We start from the raw sequence: 16887 nt of genomic DNA, 5'->3' as shown, positions 1-16887 counted from the left end.
CGCTGCTGTCCTCACGCGGGTCCGGCAGCCCCCGGTTCGGGGCGGGGGGCGAGGATACCGGGCGCGTCCAGTTGCGGTCGGCGGCCGTCGGACAGTTCGGGGACGTACTTGTAGAGGGTGGCGCGGGAGACCCCGAGCAGGCGGGCGATGGAGGCGATGGTGGCGTCCGAGCGGGCGAGCATCGCGCGGGCGTGGGCGATCTGGTCGGCGGTCAGCGCGGGCGGCCGGCCCAGGCGGGTGCCGCGGGCGCGGGCGGCGTCCAGGCCCTCGCGGGTGCCTTCGATGATGAGTTCGCGGATGAACTCGGCCAGGGCGGCGAACACGTGGAAGACCAGGCGTCCGCCGGGGGTGGTGGTGTCCAGGGCCTCGTGCAGCGACCGGAACCCGATGCGGTTCCTGCGGAGCCCGGCGACGATGGTGATGAGGTCCTGGAGCGAGCGGCCGAGCCGGTCCAGCGATGGCACGACCAGGGTGTCGCCGGGCCGCAGGTAGTCCATCGCCTTGGCCAGCTGTTCGCGGTCGGCGTTCTTGCCGGACTGCTTGTCGGCGAAGATCCGGATGCAGCCCGCGCCGGTGAGGGCGGCGAGCTGGCGGTCCAGGCGCTGGTCGCGGGTGGACACGGGGGTCGGAGTGATTCGGAACGAAATCCGGCGGTAGCGAGGGTTCCCCTGGTCACCGGGTCGCCGGCGTCGCCAGGTCGCGGAGCGGCCTAACAAAGCCGCAGAGTGCCCGCAGTAAAAAACGGACCCCTGCGGCGTCATCCGGTGATTGGTGGGGAGGCGGCCCGCTAGGTCTTGCGGCGGGACCCGGAAAACCCGCGTCAACAGACATCGGCCCCCATCCCAGGGATGAGGGCCGACTGTTGATCCGTTCAGTGATTCGTTGCGGCGCACCTCTCAGCGCGCCGCCTAGTGTCGTCGGCGAGCCGCTCGGCTGCCGCCGCGCATGCTGCCTCGTGGTCATCGCCAGCGCGCCGCCTACGCGCGTAGGTGACCACTAGGTGGTCCCGAATGCCCCGATCACCGAGATCGAGTATCTGGGCGTGCGTTGCGCCCGACGTTCTCGCCCTGGTGTACGTACCGAGGCCGCAGCCTCGCGCGTTGATCTCCAGGGCCTCGGCGTGCGTGACACCGGACGCCCTCGCCCTCGCGTAGGCGCGGAGGTCGTCGTCGTGAAGCTTCTTCTCCGCCTCCAGGGCCTCGGCGTGGGTGGCACCGGCCATACGCGCCATTGTGTAGTCAATGCTCAGCCACTGCCACGGGCGCTCGTAACCCACCCGCCAGGCGAAAGCCTCAGCTTCCTTCCGTTGGGCTTGGGTGACCTGCTGTCGCAGGAACGCCGCCCTGCGGTCCTCGTCCGCCAAGACCGCCGTGCGGTCCTCGTCCGGAATGTACGCGCTGGGCTTTTCGGTCTCATACATGTCGAGACTCTCCTTTGAAGACTCTTCGTTGTAGGTTCCACCTTTAACGTCCGGCTGCGGAACGCGCTGGCAACGGGTCCAGCCCGAGTAAGCCCAAAACCCACACTGGGATGATCTTGGATTGTGGGGTTCGCAGCGGGAACAGCCGATCAGTCGTTCGCCGACACCGCGCGGTGTGGAAACCGAACGGTCCCGTCCGGATCACCGGACGGGACCGTTCAGGGGCGTGCTCCCGGCGATGGGCGGTTCGATTCGTCAGCCGATGCCGTACGCGTCGATCACCGTCTGGTCGATGAGACCTGGGATCCGCGTGCGCAACGACACGTGCCCAGACGCCGGGTTGGGGACGGAGGCGGTCCACTGGCCGCTGCTCGTCTGGACGGCGATCGGTTTCCAGGTCGCGCCGTCGTCGTATGACGCCCAGAGCTGCGGCGTGCCGCTCGCGGATGGGTCTAGTCCATCCGGTACGAGCGTGATCGTCTGCGGGGTTCCCGCGTGAGCCCGGTTGTCCGCGTCGAGTGTCGTGCGGTAGCGGACGGCTGGCAGGGTGATCTTTCCGCTGTCGCCGACCGTGAGGTCCCATACGACGTGCTGGCGGGTGGCCAGGTCCGACCAGGGTGCCGCACGCCGCGCGTCGACGGTGAGCTGGTATTTGCCTGGGGCGGGCTTTTTCCAGGTCCGTTCGTAGCCGGGCTGGTCGGCGGTCTCCACGACGGTTCCTGTGGCGTCGCGTAGTGTCGAGGTGCCGGTCGTGTAGGAGTACGGTGCCGGGCCGCTCTCCAGATCGGGGCCGGACAGCATCGGGACATCGAGCACCGCGCCGCCTGCGTCGTTGAGATCGAGGTAGCCGGCCGCGGGGCCGAATGGAGCCGTGTTCCACTGCCGGCTGTAGGACCCCGCGCGCGGGAAGACGTCCTGGCGTGCGAAGCCGTCGAGGTTGCCGGCTGCGAATCCGCAGTCGGCGGTGGTGACGCCCTCGTCGCTGCTCCAGGTTAGTCCCGGGGTGAAGTACTCGACGCGGCTTGCGGGAAGTGCGCCGATGCCGGCGTAGAGCCCGACCTGGGTGCCGATGCCCCAGTCCACGGCCGCATGGGTCCCGGCGCAGGCGGGGCCGCCCTCACTCGCGTAGTCGGTCCGTACGGCGGCCAGATCCTTGGTCCGTACGCTCAGTCCCGGATCGGCGGGGATGTCGTCGGCGGTGGTCGCGACGTTGTAGATGTAGGGACTGCCCGTCTGGGCGCCGTTTCGGGTCAGGCGTGCCTGAAGGCGGTAGGTCAGACCGGAGTCGGCCGCCGTCGGCGTGACGTACAGGTCGTTTCCCTCGAGCACGATTTCCCCATCGCCGCCTTCCGGCGAGACGATGACGGCGGCCGAGGTCGGCCGGGCGTCCTGCCGGTCGACGGTGACCCGTACCGGTTTCGCCATGCGGGCGTCCAGTACGAGGGAGGCGTCGCGGGTGATGGAGACCTCCGCCAGGTAGATCAGGGTGGTCGACGTCCCGCCGCCCGGTTCGGCGGTGATCACCTGGGTGGTCACCGCGTACTTCCCGTCCGGTACAGAGGTCTCGCCGTGCCCGTTCGTCAGCGCCGCCGAGGAGTCGTCTCCTCCATCCAGTGAGATGAGGTCCACTACGCCGTCGTGATCGTCTGTTGGCGGCTGCCCTGCGCGGTCGAGCACGTCGAGCGTCAGCGTGTGCGTACCGGAGGCAGACGATCTCGCCGGTCGCGGCGCGGAATGCTGGAACGTCTTGCCGGTCACCACGTCGCCGCGTACGAAACGTCCTGGCGGATTGTGCGCGACCACCACGGGTGCCGCGTGAACCGCCTGCGGGGCCATCACGCCGAGCGCAGGCAGCGTCAGCACAGCGGCCGTGAACGCCTTTTTCAGAACCATGTCTTCTCTCCTGTTGTCGATCCGGCCGGGCTCAGTGGCGCTGTCCGGGCCGGTCGACGACGCCGGCGGCGAGACGGCTGATGAGAACGTCGATCGCGCCCTTCTTCGTCGTGGCCGTGCCACCGGACCAAATCTCGGTGTGGTCTTTGATCGCGACGTTCCGCTGGCCCAGGTACGCGTAGGTCGCCGGGTCGAGCAGGAGCTCCTGTTTCAGCCAGCCCTCCGTGACGTGGGAAACTGCCAGCACCGGTCGTCCGTCGACGTCGACCGCCTTCCGGTCGACCGTCACGTCGGGGAGCTTGGCCACAGCACGGAAGATCGCGGCCTCCTGCGCGGGAGGCATGACGCCGTTGACCAGCATGGAGTTGAAGATGCTGAAGGCCACGGCGTCGTGGTCTGTCTTCCGTTCCTTCCGCGGACCGGACGCGACGGCCTCGTTGCGCACCCAGGCCAGCAACGCGGCCGGGTCGCGCGGCAGCGCCTTGAGGGTGGCGTAATCCGTACGCGGCTGACCCTCCACGGGGCTGACAACGATCTTGCCGTTCTCCACGGTGGCGACTTTCGTCCCGTCGGCGCGCGTCCATGTCCGGCCGACTCGCGTCTTCAGCGGTGTCCCGGCCGTCTGGACCTGACCATTGATCGGTTTGCCCGGAGACTGGTATCGCACCTCGACGTAGACCCACTGGTCGTTCCGTGGTGCGGTGAAAGGCCGGGCCTGCGCGGCGTCGGCAGCCTGGTCCAGCACGTAGGCGACCGGGGCAGCGGACACACCCGGGGTGCTGGGGCGGTGTTCGCCGGTTTTGCTCGCTCCGCCCATGGTGGCCACCGTCACGCCCGCCGCGATCGTGACAGCCAGGGCGCCGACCGCAGCGAGCCGGAAGCCCACCCGCGGCAGCCGGAACCGGCGGACCGGTGCGGGGGCCGCCGGCGGCGCGGCGGCGGCGCGCTCGAGCAGGGCCGCCCTGGCGGCCGAGTGCGCGGCGTCGGACGGCAGATGCCCCTGCCGCACGGCGCGCAGAACCTTCATGTCGTCATCCATCGGTCAACGGCCCTTCTCTGTGGTCGGTTCGGTCTTTGTCAGTACGGCGCGCAGCTTCTTGCGGGCCCGGTGCAGCCGCACGCGCGCCGTCGCGGCCGGGATACCGAGAGCCTCCGCTGCCTCTTCGCAGGTCAGCTCAGCCCACGCGACGAGCAGCAGCACGTCCCGGTTCTTGTCGGAGATCTCGGCCAGCGCCGCCATCAGCGGTCCCCGGTGGGCCTGGGCGTCGAGCCGGCTCGTGACGCGGTCCGCGTGGCCCTCACTGATCTCGGTGACATCCGTACGGGCCAGCGCCCGGTACTGGCGCGCCTCGGCCCGCCGATGTCGGGCGATCAGGTTCACCGCGATCCCATACAGCCAGGGCCGGGCGTCCGGACGGGACAGGTCGTAGCGGTCCCGCCGATCGAACGCGATCATGAAAGTCTCCGCCGCCACGTCATCGGCCGTGCTCCGGCCCAGCCGCTCCGCCGCGAAGCCGTAGATCTGGGGGTAGTAGCGGTCGAAGACCTCGGCGAAACACTCGGGCTCCCGCCAGGACCGCTCGATGACCACGGCGTCACCGGCTACATCCGTCGATAGCGCGCGCGTCACCACGGCCATGTCCGAATCCTTCGAATCATCGTCTGCCTTCCGCGCAGCGTGCATGAACGCCCTGATTCACCGATCGGCACAAAACCGTTTCATCGGTCGATCGAAGCATCGCCACGTCCGGCTCGACAGCGTGAACCAACCGACGGTTTCCGCTGCTCGCAGCGGCTGCAAGTTCAGATAACTTGTGTGATCCACCACCCGGGCTCACCGAGACACGGCCGCAGAGACCGCGTCAGGACTGTCCGGACCTCCGACGACCAGCCACCCCCTCCGCGCCGCGTCTCGGCTACCAGCTCCACGAACCTCGATACACAAGCGCCAAGCGCCTAAGCAGTGTGTCGGCCTGCTCGGCGGGCATCTGTCTACTCCTTCGGCCGTCGTCCTTCCGCGCTGGCCGGTGCGTAGGCGGGGGCGCCTCGCATAAACGGTCCTTTGCCAGAGCAAGATCAACTGTGGTCGCCCAGCGGTTGCCGAGACCTGGATCGGTTCGCAGAACTCGTTCTCACTCAAAGGCGCGTCGGACCCTCAGCTGCTCCTTGCACCGCGTCCGCGAAGCCCGCCGCGCCGGGCGCTTCAGCCGCGCCAGCTCGCTCTTGCGTCCGGGCCGACCACCAGCAGCGCTTCCAGCCGCGCCCGCCCGGCCGGGCCCAGCCGGGACCGGATCATTTGGAAGGCCGACACCTCCTCGATGTCGGCGAGCTGGGCGGCGAACCCGCGGATGCCGTGCTTGGCGAGCGCGTCGAGCTGTCACTGGAGCTCTTGGGCGAGGGTCGCGCAACGCGCGTACCCGATGCGGATGTCGGCGGTCGGGATCTGCATGTGTTCTATTCGCCGAGTCCGGATGAGGCGGTGTGGGCGCGGGAGCGCACGGACACTGATGATCATCTGTTGGCGCTGGTGGTGGCGTTGAAGTGTTTCCAGCGGATGGGCCGGTTCCCGAAGGCGGGTGAGGTGCCGGAAGCGGTGGTTGATCATGTCCGGCGGTGTCTGGAGCGGGGCGAGGACGCGGCGGCGGTGTATTCGGGGCTTGAGCAGCAACCAAACGGCCAGTCACGTTAAGGAGCCCGGCGGGCTCGTCTTGCCGTGACTGGTCGTTCCGATGCGGGGTGGCTGGGGGCCGGGGTCAGTCCGATGAGGTTCGTGGCGTTGCGGAAGGCGGTGGCGGCGGTTTTCAGGTCCTCGATCGTGGTGCGCTGGGGCGATGGATGCTGTGGGAGATGGACCTGCGAGAGTAGAGGTTGTCAGATGGTTATTGAGTGATCGGTGGTGGATTGGCGTTGTATGAGTCTGAAGAGGCGTGGCGTGAAGTCGATGCCTACTTCGTGCAAACTCTGACGGCGGAGGACGAGGCGCTGGTGGCCGCCCGGGAGTCCGGGCGGGAGACCTCGATGCCGAACGCGGAGGTTGCCCCGAACCAGGGCAAGCTCCTCGCCTTGCTGTGCCAGATGATCGGAGCCAGGCGGGTGCTGGAGTTCGGCACTCTGGCCGGTTACAGCACGATCTGGCTGGCGCGCGCGGTCGGAGAGAGCGGGCAGGTGACGACTCTTGAATTCGACAAGGACAACGTTGCGATCGCCCGCGCGAACCTGGAACGGGCAGAGGTGCACGACCGTGTCGAGGTGTTGGTCGGCCCAGCGGCCGACTCTGCGCAACGCCTGATCGAGGAGGGTGCCGAACCGTACGACCTGGTGTTCATCGACGCCGACAAGCCCAGCAACCCCCAATACCTGAAGGCTTCGCTCGCGCTGACCCATCCTGGAAGCGTCATCGTTATCGACAACGTCGTACGCAACGGCGCAGTGACCGACCCAGGCAGCGCCGATCCGCGCGTCCAGGGCGTCCGAGCGGTGCTCACCGACATCGCCGACGACCAGCGGCTGGAGGCCACCGCTGTCCAGACCGTCGGAAGCAAGGGCTGGGACGGCTTCACCCTCATCCGCCGATCGCAGTGACGCCCCGACGGGCGATGACGGGTGGCAGAAAGAAAGCCGGAAAGGGGCAACGACCGTTTGGTGGGGCCCCGGCGATGGTTGACGATGAGATCTGAGAGGGGCTACTGGTCCCGGTGAGCCTCTCCGGCCTCGGTCAGGGTTTTGTGGACGACGCCGACGGAGACTTTGACTCCGGCGGCGATGGTGCGGATGGATTCTCCGCGCTGGCGGCGGGCCAGGATCGCGGCGCGTTTGTCGTCATCAACCACGGGCCGGCGGCCACCCGGGCGTACCCGATCAACGCGCCGCCTCCGGCGGCGGGTTCGGGCAGCAGCGGGTCGTCCGGCGCGGCCAGCGGACGGAGTGCGGGGGCGGTGTTCACGCCTTCAGCGTAGAGAAACGGGTGGCTGCGGCGTTGTTGAACACTCGACTTCGCAACACGTTTCTCAAGGCCTTCGGGGAGGCTGAGTGCAGCGCTTAGCGGTAGGTCGTAGCGCTGTCAGGTTCATGATCTTGTCACTTGCCGCGGCGGGGCGCGCGGTTCGCCACCGCGACGGCGTCGGCGCGGGTTCGAATCGACTCGATCTGGTTCTGCGATCAACACCGCCGACGAGGGCATGGGCCGCATCGCCCTTCTCCTGCTGGCGCGGTTCGCCGACATGAAAATGCACCTCACGGCCGGACGTGCCGCCCCACCCCCTCGCGCACCCGGATACGCTCGGCTGCTCAGAGCGCAGGGCGACTCCCTCGGCGCCATCGTCGCCAAGAGCGGCATACCGAAGACTTCGCTGCATCGGCATCTGGCTGTCGTCAGGGCGGCGCGATGAGCCCGGGCCTGCAGTCCAGCCGTTGGAAGCGGGAGAGGCCGCTCCACCGTGGTGCGCGGTGGCTGTCGTCAGGTGAGAGGACGAGAAAACGTGGACGTGTATGAGGCCGTGGACACTCGCCGGGCGGTGCGGGCGTTCAGCGATAAGCCGGTCCCCACGGAGGTACTCGAACGAGTGCTGGCCGCAGCGATGCGGGCGCCGTCGAGTGGGAACCTCCAGCCCTGGCATGTGTACGTCGTGACCGGCGAGCCTTTGGCCGAACTGAAAAGGCGAGCGACGGCCAGGGCGCTGGTGGGAGACCCGGGTGATGAGCGGGAGTATCCGATGTACCCGGCCGAACTGACCCCGCCGTATCTGGACCGTTTCTCCGCCGCGGCCGCCCAGCGGTATAAGGCGCTGGGGATCGAGCGCGACGATCCGGACAGGCCTAAGAAGATCGCTGCCTTGAACTCAAAGGGGTTCGGGGCGCCTGTCGTGCTGTTCTGCTACCTCGACCAGATGATGGGCCCTGGGCAGTGGGGCGACGCGGGGATGTACCTGCAGACGGTCATGCTGCTGCTGAGGGCGGAAAGGTTGCATAGCTGCCCCCAGGTGATGTGGACGATGTATCGCAAGACTGTCAGCCAGATAGTGGGGGCCGATGACGGGCTCGTGCTGTTCTGCGGTGTCTCGGTGGGATTTGAGAAGGAAGGCGTGCCACCGCTGCGCACCGGGCGGGCGGACATGACGGAAACAGTGAGCTTCATCGGAGTGTGACCGCTAGGCGGTCAAGATCCACGGGGCAGCCCTACGAGCTCATCTGAGTTGAGATTCCAACGCTCACTGACGCCGGGGCCGTGGTGCGCGGGGGGCTCCGGACGTCTGTGCAGACGACTTCGGAAATCGACACCGACGGGCTTGGGTGTTGAGAACCGTTCGATTTCCAACACCCGCAGGCGGGATCAGCTCGGCGTGACCCAGACGTCCAGGACCTGCGGGTCGGGATCCGGGCCGGTGTCAGAGCCGACCCGCCAGCCGCGCGCGGTGAGCGCCCGGGTGTAGGCAGCCATCATCTGCTCCAGCTCAACCGGGTCGGGACGCCTGTCGGTGGCGGCGGCGACGCTGAACGACTCCTCACCGTGCCCGACCGCGACGTCGAACCCGCCGCCGTCCTCGTGCCACTCGGGGATCCCAGCCTGGCGCAGGGCCTGGCGGATGCGTTCGGCGTCGCACTCGCGATGCTGGGACGAAGAAGTCATGGTCTGAATTCTGGACGAGCGAGTCCGGCTGCGTCCGCGGATCGCCACGGCCACAGACCACTGGCTCAGGCCTTGCGTGGCCGCCCGTGATAGCGGCGGCTGTGGAGTGCGGCGACGAGCGCCCGCCCTTCCCCTACCTCGTGGGCGTAGTCGGTGGCGGGTTGGTCGATGGGCAGGCCGTGTTGTCGGGCCCACTTGCCGGCGGCCTGGCCGGAGGTACCCATCGCCGCGCCGATCAGCCGCCAGGAGTAGCGCCGCTCGCCCCGGCGCGCGGTCACCACCAGCTCCTGGGTGACCAGTTCCAGCTCGCAGGCGAGCCACCGGGCAGCTTCGAGCTGGGCCAGGACCGGATCATCAGGGAAGGCGCGGGTCTCGGCCGCCCGCTCATGCAGGAAACGGCGCAGGGCGTCCCGGATGGGGCCCGCGGTCATCGGCTTGCGCGGCGAAGGGGCCATGCCTCCATTGAAACCTAAGTTTCAGCACGTCAGATGCCACTCCCGCGGCAAGCGTCTCGCTCTCACGGTGTCTTTCCGGCGTATTCCGGCCGTGCCCCAACTCCAGGCGCCATCCGCCAACTATCGTTCACAGCCGCCAATTACGACTCACAGGCACAGGCATGTCGGCCGTACCCGGACACGCACAGCGCTCGTATTCGAACACCAGTTCGAATAGAATGAGGGCATGAGACGGCGTGTGTACGACGAACCGGTCCAGGTAGAGGTCCTCGCCGATCGCCCCGCCCGCTTCATCTGGGACGGTTGCGGCTACGAAGTGATCACCTTCGTCAAGATGCTCGGGCTCCAGCGCCCCCGCGATGACGTCGACACCCAGCTATGGCAGGTCCGGGCCCGCGCGGCGGGGAGCCGGACGCCGGCGACGTACGAGCTGCGCCGCGACCACGGCGCGTGGCAACTGGCCGCGGTCTGGGAGCCCGGCGTCCGGTCCTGACCGCAGGCCGTGACCGGGCGGCCGGGGCAAGGCTCCGGCCGTCCGGTCACGGCGGCGATCGGCCGCGGGTCTCGCCGGAACCCTCCACGCCGGACGTCCTCCGTGTCGGCGCGACCGCTGCGGCACTCGCGTCGGCGCGTGCTGGTCTCGTGCTCGCCCGCGCGCCGGAGTGCGGCCGCCCGCGTACGCTGGGCCCGTACCGGAAGGGGGTGACGCGGTGGAACCGGCGACCGCCGGCGGCGATCCACCCGCCACCAAGCGCCTGCCGTGGGCCCAGCGACGCGATCAGTTGCTCGCCGCGGCGGAGCGGGTCATCGCCCGGGACGGCCCCCAGGTCTCGATGGACGCCGTCGCCGCGGAGGCCGGCGTCTCCAAGCCGATCGTCTACCGTCACTTCGGCGACAAGAACGGCCTGGCCCACGCGGTCGGCGAGCGGTTCGCCGTCGCGCTGCTGACGGACTGGCACGCGACGCTGGCCGCCCACGCGGACCCACGGGAACGCACCTACGCCGCCATCGAGGTGATCCTGCGCCGAATCGACGAGGCGCCCCAGACGTACCGATTCCTCACTCGGGGCAGCGCGGAGGGCGCGCCGGCCCTCGGCGACGCGCTCGACGCCTTCCTGCGCATGATCGGGGACGACCTGGCGGACTTCATGGCGTCGGTGAACCAGGACAAGAGCTCCGAGCGACGGACACTGCTGCTGACCTGGGGCCACGCGATGGTCGGGCTCGTGCGCAGCAGTGCCGACCTGTGGCTCGACCGGCGCCACGTCAGCCTGGAGGAGCTCGTCGCCCAGCTGACCGACCTCCTGTGGCGCGGTTTCGGGGACGCCGGCTGGCTGACCGGCGGACCGTCCGGCACTCCCGGCGGGGATGCCCGAAACGCTTGACACGTCGGTACGAGCGGACCGTATGTTACGTGAAGTAACTTCGTGATTCCACTAACGTAGGGTTCAAGATCGTTCACCCGCCGTACGATCACCGCCACGAGCCGCAGAGGAAGAGAAGCCCCATGTCCGCAGTCACCGGAACCCCGCTCGGCGTCGCGCTGACGCGCCTCGCGGCGGCGGATCCCGAGACGCCGGCGCTGACCTGCGGCCCGGTCACGCTATCCCGGCGGGAACTGGACGACCGCGCGAACCGTCTCGCGTGGGAACTACGCGACCACGGCGTCCGCGTCGGCGACCGCGTCGCGATCATCCTGCCGAACGGCGTCGACTGCGTCGTCGCGCTGGTGGCCGCCTGGAAGGCCGGCGGCACGCCCGTGCCGATCTCCGACCGGATGCCGGAGGCCGAGCGCGAGCCGGTCCTCGAACTGGCCCGGCCCAAGATCGTAATCGCCGCGAGCGGCCCGGGGACCCTTCCGCCGTCGGCCGGAGCGGGCCAGCCGGAGTCCGCTCCCCCGGGCATCGTCCCGCAACCGTGGAAGATCCTCACCTCCGGTGGCAGCACCGGACGCCCGAAACTGATCGCCACCGTGGAGGCCGGCATCGCCGAGCGCGCGGGCCTGTTCGGCCTCGCGGCGCAGATGTCGGAGGGCGGGGCGGCGCTGGTCACGGCGCCGCTGACGCACAACGGCCCGTTCATGTCCCTGACCGCGGCGCTGCTGTTCGGCAAGCACGTGGTCCTGATGGAGCGCTTCGACGCGGCGGAGGCGCTGCGGCTGGCCGAGCTGCACCGCGTCGACTGGATGTACGCCGTGCCGACCATGATGCACCGGATCTGGCGGCTCCCGGAGGCCGACCGCGCCGCCGCGGACCTGTCGGCGCTGCGCGTGCTGTTCCACCTCGGCGCGCCGATCGCGCCGTGGCTCAAGCAGGCGTGGATCGACTGGCTCGGCCCGGAACGGATCTGGGAGCTGTACGCCGGGACCGAGGCCCAGGCCGCCACCCGCATCAACGGCACCGAATGGCTCGCCCACCGCGGCTCGGTCGGCCGCCCGCTGACCGGCGACATCGAGGTCCGCGACCAGCTCGGCCGGCCCCTCGGCCCGGGCCAGGTCGGCCAGGTGTGGATGCGCCCGGACGCCGGACCGACCTACACCTACATCGGCGCCACGGCCCGGTCCGACGGCCGCTGGGAGTGCCTGGGCGACCTCGGCTACATCGACGCCGACGGCTACCTCTACCTCACCGACCGCGATACCGACATGATCCTCGTTGGCGGCTCGAACGTGTACCCGGCCGAGGTCGAGGGCTCCCTGGAGGAGCATCCGGACGTGCGCTCGGCCGCCGTCATCGGGCTGCCCGACGACGACCTCGGATCGGTGCCGCACGCCATCGTCCAGGCCGACCCGGGCGTCGACGAGACGGCGCTGCTGGCCCACCTGCGGGAACGCCTCGCGGCCTACAAGCTCCCCCGCACGTTCGAGTTCGTCACCGAGCCGCTGCGCGACGACGCCGGGAAGATCCGGCGCGCGGCCCTCCGCGCCGCCCGCGTCCCCGCCGAGCCCTGCGCCGCCGCCCAGACTCCCTGAGCCGGCCCTCCTAAGCCGGGCCCCCTGAGCCGGGCTCCCCGCCCGGGCCCCTGCGCCGGGTGCCTTGAGCCGTGCGCAAGTCTCGGCGAATGCGCACGCCGCGGGCGGTTCCTCCTCATCTAAGCTCCACTGCCGGTGGCTTGACCGAACGTTATGCCCGCGCCGGACGGCATACGCCGGTGATCACGCTGCGGACTCGCCGAGCCAGGTGCGTACGGCGGCCAGAATCGCTGACTCCTGCTCGACGATGTAGCCCCGCTCCAGGCAGGCGGCGGCCAGCGCGCTCCAGGGACGGTCGCCCTCGCCGGCGAGCGCCCGCAGCCGGTCGCGGTAGGAACCGTCGATCTTCCGGCCCTCGTCGTGGTCCACGGCACCGGGATCGAGGATCGCCGGCCGGACCCTCCCGTCGACGTGCCGCAGGAGTCGCCGCGTGATGCGGACGCCGCCGAGGTCCGCGTCCGGGGCGATCGCCGCGCGCGGCCTGGGCGGCGAGGTCTCCCCAGGTCCTGAGCAGGCCCGGTGAGGGGACGCCGGGCGTCCGGAGGACGGCGACGCCGGGCAACTCGTCCGCGAGGATCTCGGCGGCCGCCTCGTTCTCCACGATGACCAGCGCCTCGGCCGTCGTGGTCGCGGCATACCCGGTGGCGGGCACCCGAAGTCGGATGGGGCCGGGGAACCCGGCGCTGCCGACGACCGCACCGCCCTCCCCGCACAGCGTGATCGCACCGGCGATGCCGACGTGCGGCAGCCGGACGATGCCGAGGGCGTCGAGCGTGTCGTCGGACGCGCCGGCGCGCCGCAGGGCGCGGGCCGGATCGCGATGGGCCTTCGTCCATTTGAAGTGGTGCTGCAGAAAGTCCTTCGCGTGCGCGTACGTCGCCCCGGCGGCGAGGTCCTCGGCCGCGTGGACGAGCAGCCGGAGGTTGACGCGGTGCCGTGCCGGGTCGCGCAGGGTCTGGGCGAGGCCGGGATCAAGCTCCGCGATCGCCTCGGCGGCCCGCTCCGCCCTGCGCGCTTCGGCGTCCTTCTCCTCGACGCGGTGCGTCCGCAGACCCGCGGCGTACTCCCGCCACGCCGAGTGCAGGCGCCAATCGTGCAGCGCGCCTACGGCCATCTGCTCGCGATGAACGGAATACCGCGCGACGACGGCTCCGGCGGCGACCAAATGCAGCACCACCCGATCGGCCTCGGCGCCGAATTTCCTGCGGATGGTCTCGGCACTGCGGCGATCCTTGGCAAGGACCCACTGGGCATCGGCCCGATCGGGAAGGACCCGTTCGAGTACGGCGAGGAGATCCGTGCCCAGCGCCGGTTCGACCCGCGCCGCCGCGTCCACCTTGCTCTTGTCTCGCGGTACGAGATGCGCCCGAACGCCGTCCGGCAGTCCCTTCACCGAGGGCAGCCGGCCACTGATTTTGTTCGCTGGAACTGACCGCAGTTGTTCGCCGGGTGTGACCCCGGATCTGTCACGGTGAGGTCGTTGTTCGTGAGTTTTGACCGCACGCCGTTGCTCGCGGTGAGACTCTGGATGCGCCTCGTGATGGAGGAGCATCCCCATGCTCTCTTCGAAGGTCGAGCTGTACGCCGCGATCCGCCGGGATGCCCACGATCTCCTGCGCAAGGCGATGGAGCGTTACGGGACAGTCGCTACCAGCGACCTCTACGGCGCAGGCCTAGAGCAATCGCTAGCCGCAGAGTGTGACGGCGCAGCCGTCTAGCACGGCATTCGAGAGACGCTGGGCGGTTGAGGAAGAAGCCGGCCTTCGCCACCTTTCGGGTGGGCGGGGGCCGGTCTTTCGCAACCCGGCGATGACGAGCTCAGACGCATGACGCGCCCTCGCGGGCCCGCCCGTCAGCGCGCCAGCCCTCCGGCCCCGCAGACCCCCAACCGCCAAAGTGCGGTCACTCCTCCCGAATCGATCACGCCGGACAGTCGTTCCATGATCCCTGGCGGATGCTGCTCCTAGGGTGCAGTGTCCGCCAGGGATCAGTGCGGCCCCGGGCCCGGCTCACCGCGCGCCGGTCGGCGACCAGCTCAGCGTGAGCTCCGGCAGTCCCTCCATGTTGGCGCTGCCGTCGCTGGTCGCGACGATGGTGAAGCCGTGGTGCTCGTAGAACGCGCGGGCGCCGGTGTTCTGCTGGAAGACGTGGAGGGACACGCCATCGGGGCTGCTCCGCTTGACCTCCTCGAGGAGGAGCGTGCCGATGCCCTGGCGCAGGGCGTCCGGATGGAGGTAGAGGTCCTCGAGCAGGTCGCGCCTGACGGCGGCATAGCCGACGATCTCCCCGGCGCGCACCGCGACCGACGTCCGGCACTCTTCCAGGACGACCTCCCGGACCCATCGGGCCACCTGGTCGAGGGTGCGCTTCTGCGGAGGCAGGTAGGGCATCGTCGCCGCCCGCGAGGCGATGTGGACGGCCGCGATCGGCTCGGCGTCCTCTGGATTCGCCAGGCGGATCACCGTCGTGTCGTCCATGGCAGGAGTCTCCTGGCTCGGCCGGGGTGCCCGGAACGCCGGAGCACGTCGGTCAGGTTTGCGCCAGCGTAGCGAGCAGCGCCGGTACACGCGCCGGCGGGACCGCGCGCCGGGCGACCGCGCGCCACGGTCACGTCGCCGCCGTTGTGGTCACGGTGCCGTCGCCGTTGACGGACAGATGACCGGTTCTCCCGGCCTGCCACGTCACTGCCGACGCCACAGTGGCTGATCGAGCCGACCGGATGACGCGGCGGCCGCAGCGGTACCGCGCCCTGCCGGCCTTCGGCGCACCGCTCCGGCCCCCGCACTCCGCACCGGGTCTCCGGTCAGCCGGGGGTGCCGCGGGTGATCCAGTCATGGGTCAGCTCGACGCGTTCGCCGTTGTCGTCGAAGCCCCAGACCCGGGTCGGGTCGTTGAACGGCGACGTGACGGCGTGCCTGCTGAACCACAGGATCTCGCCCGTGTAGCTCGCCGCGTGCGGGAAGACGGCGTCCTGGCAGGTGCCGAACACCGTGACGCGCTGGGAGTTGGCGGCGCGCTGCAGCGCGGCGAGGATGTCGGAGCGGTTCTGGTCGCCGAGGCTGTTGCCGAGCTCGTCGAGGACGAGGACGCGGCCCTCGGCGTTCTCGTCGCTGAGCAGGGCCGCGAGCACGAGCTGGATCGCCTGGATCTTCTTCTGCGCGCTGTTCCCGGTCTCCTTGTACGGGATGGCCTCCCCGCCCAGGTCGCGGACCCAGGCGGGGGTGACGGCCCACCGGCGGGGCTGTTCGGGCTTGGCGGGCTCGCGGGCCTGGATGATGAGCCGCGCGCCGAAGCCGCCGCGGGCGCGGTCGAGCCGGTCATAGGTCGCGCTGACCGCTTCGAGGCGGCCCTTGACGACCTCCCGCACCAGCTTCTGCACCGTCTGCAGCTCCTCCTCGCGTTCCTCGCGCACGGTGTCGAGCTCGCCGAGCGCCAGCTGCCGCCGCCGGCGTTCGTCCTCGATCTGCACGCGGGTGCGCCGGTCGTGCTCGGCCATCCCGGTCAGCACGTCGTCGAGGGCCTCGGTGAGCGCCTGGAGACGGCGGAGCCGGTCGGCGAGCGACTCGGTGGACAGCGAGTCGCGGAACCGGTCGATGAGGTCCTGGACGTCGGAGGGCGCCGGTGTCCGGGCGTACAGGGCGTGCACCGCCTCGCCCAGCGCGTCGCGGGCGTGGCCCAGCAGGGCGTCCGGACCGGCCGTGCGGAGCTTCGGCTCCTGCGCGCCGAGGAGCTCCTCGGCGGCGGCCGTGTCGCCGCCCCACTGGTCGGTCCAGTACCGCAGGGGCAGGTCCGCTCGCCGGGAGGTGAGCTTGGCGAGGTCGCGTTCGGCGTCGGTGAGCTGCTGGCGCGCCTGGCTCACCCGCTGGGCGAGGAAGCGCCGCTGCTGCTCCAGCGTGTCCACCTTGGTCCGGGCCGCCATCCAGGCATTGCGCGCCTGGTCCACCCGGTCCTTCAGGGCCGCACGGCGTCGGCGCACGTCCGCGAGACGGTCCTTCAGCTCGGCCAGCCGCTCGTCCAGCTCGGCGAGCTGCGCGGCCGCCGTGGCGTGCTTCAGGGCGTTCTCCAGGTGGGCCCGGCGGCTCTCGACGGCCGCGCGGGACGCGCGGGCGGACTCGACACGCTCCTCCGCCTCCGCGAGCCGGGACCGGGCCTGCCGGATGCGGGCGTCCCGGCCCGCGATCGGGTCGGCGAAACCGCCGATGACCGTGACGCCGACGTCGCGGTCGTGGGCGCTCGCCGGGTCGGCGACCGCGTCGGCCCGCCGCTCCACGGCCGCGAGGAACCCCTGAACCGGGATCCTGCTGGTCACCCCGGTGGGCAGCGCCGCGCCGGGCGAGGTGTCGAGCGGACCGTCGGCGGTGACGAGCGTGGAGCCCGGGAGGGGCCGCAGCGCGGCCACGGCGGCGGGGGGGGGGGGTCGGCGAGGCACCCCGCCCGGCGGCGAAGCGCCACACCCGCCCGACCACCCCGCCCCCCGCCGCCGAGGAGGCGGGGAACCACGGGGGAGAGGACCCGGGGGGCC

The 16887-nt window shown here is 70.3% G+C and carries 19 protein-coding genes; 8 read left to right on the top strand and 11 right to left on the bottom strand.

The genetic code is table 11. From position 1 onward, the window contains the following. Positions 1–11: 11 nt before the first annotated feature. The 5 genes from AB0K82_RS00245 to AB0K82_RS00225 all read right to left on the bottom strand — a co-directional run bounded on the left by AB0K82_RS00245 (position 12) and on the right by AB0K82_RS00225 (position 4952). Entirely contained in the window at positions 12–620 is a 609-nt protein-coding gene (locus AB0K82_RS00245) for a recombinase family protein (RefSeq protein WP_364390869.1), read from the bottom strand. Between the two features lie 251 nt (positions 621–871). Continuing rightward, complete coding sequence (locus AB0K82_RS00240; RefSeq protein WP_364390867.1) at positions 872–1420, bottom strand: hypothetical protein; 549 nt, start codon at positions 1418–1420, stop codon at positions 872–874. 255 nt (positions 1421–1675) lie between these two features. Next, on the bottom strand, positions 1676–3313 hold the full coding sequence (locus AB0K82_RS00235) for a hypothetical protein (RefSeq protein ID WP_364390865.1): 1638 nt from the start codon (positions 3311–3313) through the stop codon (positions 1676–1678). 31 nt (positions 3314–3344) lie between these two features. Next, positions 3345–4340, bottom strand: a complete 996-nt coding sequence (locus tag AB0K82_RS00230) for a CU044_5270 family protein (protein WP_364390863.1) — start codon at positions 4338–4340, stop codon at positions 3345–3347. Between the two features lie 15 nt (positions 4341–4355). Then, positions 4356–4952 carry an RNA polymerase sigma factor gene (locus AB0K82_RS00225; RefSeq protein WP_364390861.1) on the bottom strand — a complete coding sequence of 199 codons (597 nt, stop codon included), beginning with the start codon at positions 4950–4952 and terminating at the stop codon, positions 4356–4358. A gap of 657 nt (positions 4953–5609) precedes the next feature. On the opposite strand from AB0K82_RS00225, the gene AB0K82_RS00220 reads away from it, so the two are divergent. Together AB0K82_RS00220 and AB0K82_RS00215 are read left to right on the top strand one after the other, a co-directional pair. Beyond that, a complete protein-coding gene (locus AB0K82_RS00220; protein WP_364390859.1) occupies positions 5610–6002 on the top strand; it encodes a DUF4158 domain-containing protein in 393 nt (130 codons plus the stop codon). A gap of 197 nt (positions 6003–6199) precedes the next feature. Continuing rightward, positions 6200–6895: an O-methyltransferase gene (locus AB0K82_RS00215; protein ID WP_364390857.1), complete on the top strand. Its 696-nt coding sequence runs from the start codon at positions 6200–6202 to the stop codon at positions 6893–6895. A 101-nt stretch (positions 6896–6996) separates the two neighbouring features. Here the strand turns inward: AB0K82_RS00215 and AB0K82_RS00210 are convergent, their stop codons facing one another. Further along, complete coding sequence (locus AB0K82_RS00210) at positions 6997–7143, bottom strand: hypothetical protein (protein WP_364390855.1); 147 nt, start codon at positions 7141–7143, stop codon at positions 6997–6999. Positions 7144–7791: 648 nt separating this feature from the next. On the opposite strand from AB0K82_RS00210, the gene AB0K82_RS00205 reads away from it, so the two are divergent. Continuing rightward, the gene (locus tag AB0K82_RS00205) at positions 7792–8457 is read left to right on the top strand and encodes a nitroreductase (RefSeq protein ID WP_364390852.1); all 666 of its coding nucleotides are present in this window, start codon (positions 7792–7794) and stop codon (positions 8455–8457) included. Between the two features lie 185 nt (positions 8458–8642). Here the strand turns inward: AB0K82_RS00205 and AB0K82_RS00200 are convergent, their stop codons facing one another. Both AB0K82_RS00200 and AB0K82_RS00195 read right to left on the bottom strand, forming a co-directional pair. Then, positions 8643–8939, bottom strand: a complete 297-nt coding sequence (locus AB0K82_RS00200) for a hypothetical protein (RefSeq protein ID WP_364390849.1) — start codon at positions 8937–8939, stop codon at positions 8643–8645. 65 nt (positions 8940–9004) lie between these two features. Then, positions 9005–9394, bottom strand: a complete 390-nt coding sequence (locus tag AB0K82_RS00195; RefSeq protein WP_364390846.1) for a hypothetical protein — start codon at positions 9392–9394, stop codon at positions 9005–9007. Positions 9395–9620: 226 nt separating this feature from the next. Here AB0K82_RS00195 and AB0K82_RS00190 point away from each other — a divergent pair, with 226 nt between their 5' ends. The 3 genes from AB0K82_RS00190 to AB0K82_RS00180 all read left to right on the top strand — a co-directional run bounded on the left by AB0K82_RS00190 (position 9621) and on the right by AB0K82_RS00180 (position 12365). Next, the gene (locus tag AB0K82_RS00190; protein ID WP_364390844.1) at positions 9621–9887 is read left to right on the top strand and encodes a hypothetical protein; all 267 of its coding nucleotides are present in this window, start codon (positions 9621–9623) and stop codon (positions 9885–9887) included. A 217-nt stretch (positions 9888–10104) separates the two neighbouring features. Further along, the gene (locus tag AB0K82_RS00185; protein ID WP_364390842.1) at positions 10105–10779 is read left to right on the top strand and encodes a TetR/AcrR family transcriptional regulator; all 675 of its coding nucleotides are present in this window, start codon (positions 10105–10107) and stop codon (positions 10777–10779) included. A gap of 122 nt (positions 10780–10901) precedes the next feature. Further along, the gene (locus tag AB0K82_RS00180; protein ID WP_364390840.1) at positions 10902–12365 is read left to right on the top strand and encodes an AMP-binding protein; all 1464 of its coding nucleotides are present in this window, start codon (positions 10902–10904) and stop codon (positions 12363–12365) included. A gap of 183 nt (positions 12366–12548) precedes the next feature. On the opposite strand, the gene AB0K82_RS00175 is transcribed toward AB0K82_RS00180, so the two are convergent. Further along, the gene (locus tag AB0K82_RS00175) at positions 12549–12734 is read right to left on the bottom strand and encodes a hypothetical protein (protein WP_364390838.1); all 186 of its coding nucleotides are present in this window, start codon (positions 12732–12734) and stop codon (positions 12549–12551) included. 370 nt (positions 12735–13104) lie between these two features. On the opposite strand from AB0K82_RS00175, the gene AB0K82_RS00170 reads away from it, so the two are divergent. After that, entirely contained in the window at positions 13105–13797 is a 693-nt protein-coding gene (locus tag AB0K82_RS00170) for a hypothetical protein (RefSeq protein ID WP_364390836.1), read from the top strand. Positions 13798–13921: 124 nt separating this feature from the next. Then, positions 13922–14083 carry a hypothetical protein gene (locus tag AB0K82_RS00165; RefSeq protein WP_364390833.1) on the top strand — a complete coding sequence of 54 codons (162 nt, stop codon included), beginning with the start codon at positions 13922–13924 and terminating at the stop codon, positions 14081–14083. Positions 14084–14374: 291 nt separating this feature from the next. Here the strand turns inward: AB0K82_RS00165 and AB0K82_RS00160 are convergent, their stop codons facing one another. Together AB0K82_RS00160 and AB0K82_RS00155 are read right to left on the bottom strand one after the other, a co-directional pair. Beyond that, the gene (locus tag AB0K82_RS00160) at positions 14375–14842 is read right to left on the bottom strand and encodes a GNAT family N-acetyltransferase (protein ID WP_364390831.1); all 468 of its coding nucleotides are present in this window, start codon (positions 14840–14842) and stop codon (positions 14375–14377) included. A 326-nt stretch (positions 14843–15168) separates the two neighbouring features. Further along, on the bottom strand, positions 15169–16764 hold the full coding sequence (locus AB0K82_RS00155; RefSeq protein ID WP_364390828.1) for a hypothetical protein: 1596 nt from the start codon (positions 16762–16764) through the stop codon (positions 15169–15171). Positions 16765–16887: the final 123 nt, after the last annotated feature.

It is taken from the genome of Actinoallomurus sp. NPDC052274 (assembly GCF_040679475.1).
Taxonomy (GTDB): domain Bacteria; phylum Actinomycetota; class Actinomycetes; order Streptosporangiales; family Streptosporangiaceae; genus Actinoallomurus; species Actinoallomurus liliacearum.
The sequence above is the reverse complement of the archived record's forward strand: the minus strand, read 5'-3'. Positions and strand labels throughout refer to the sequence as shown.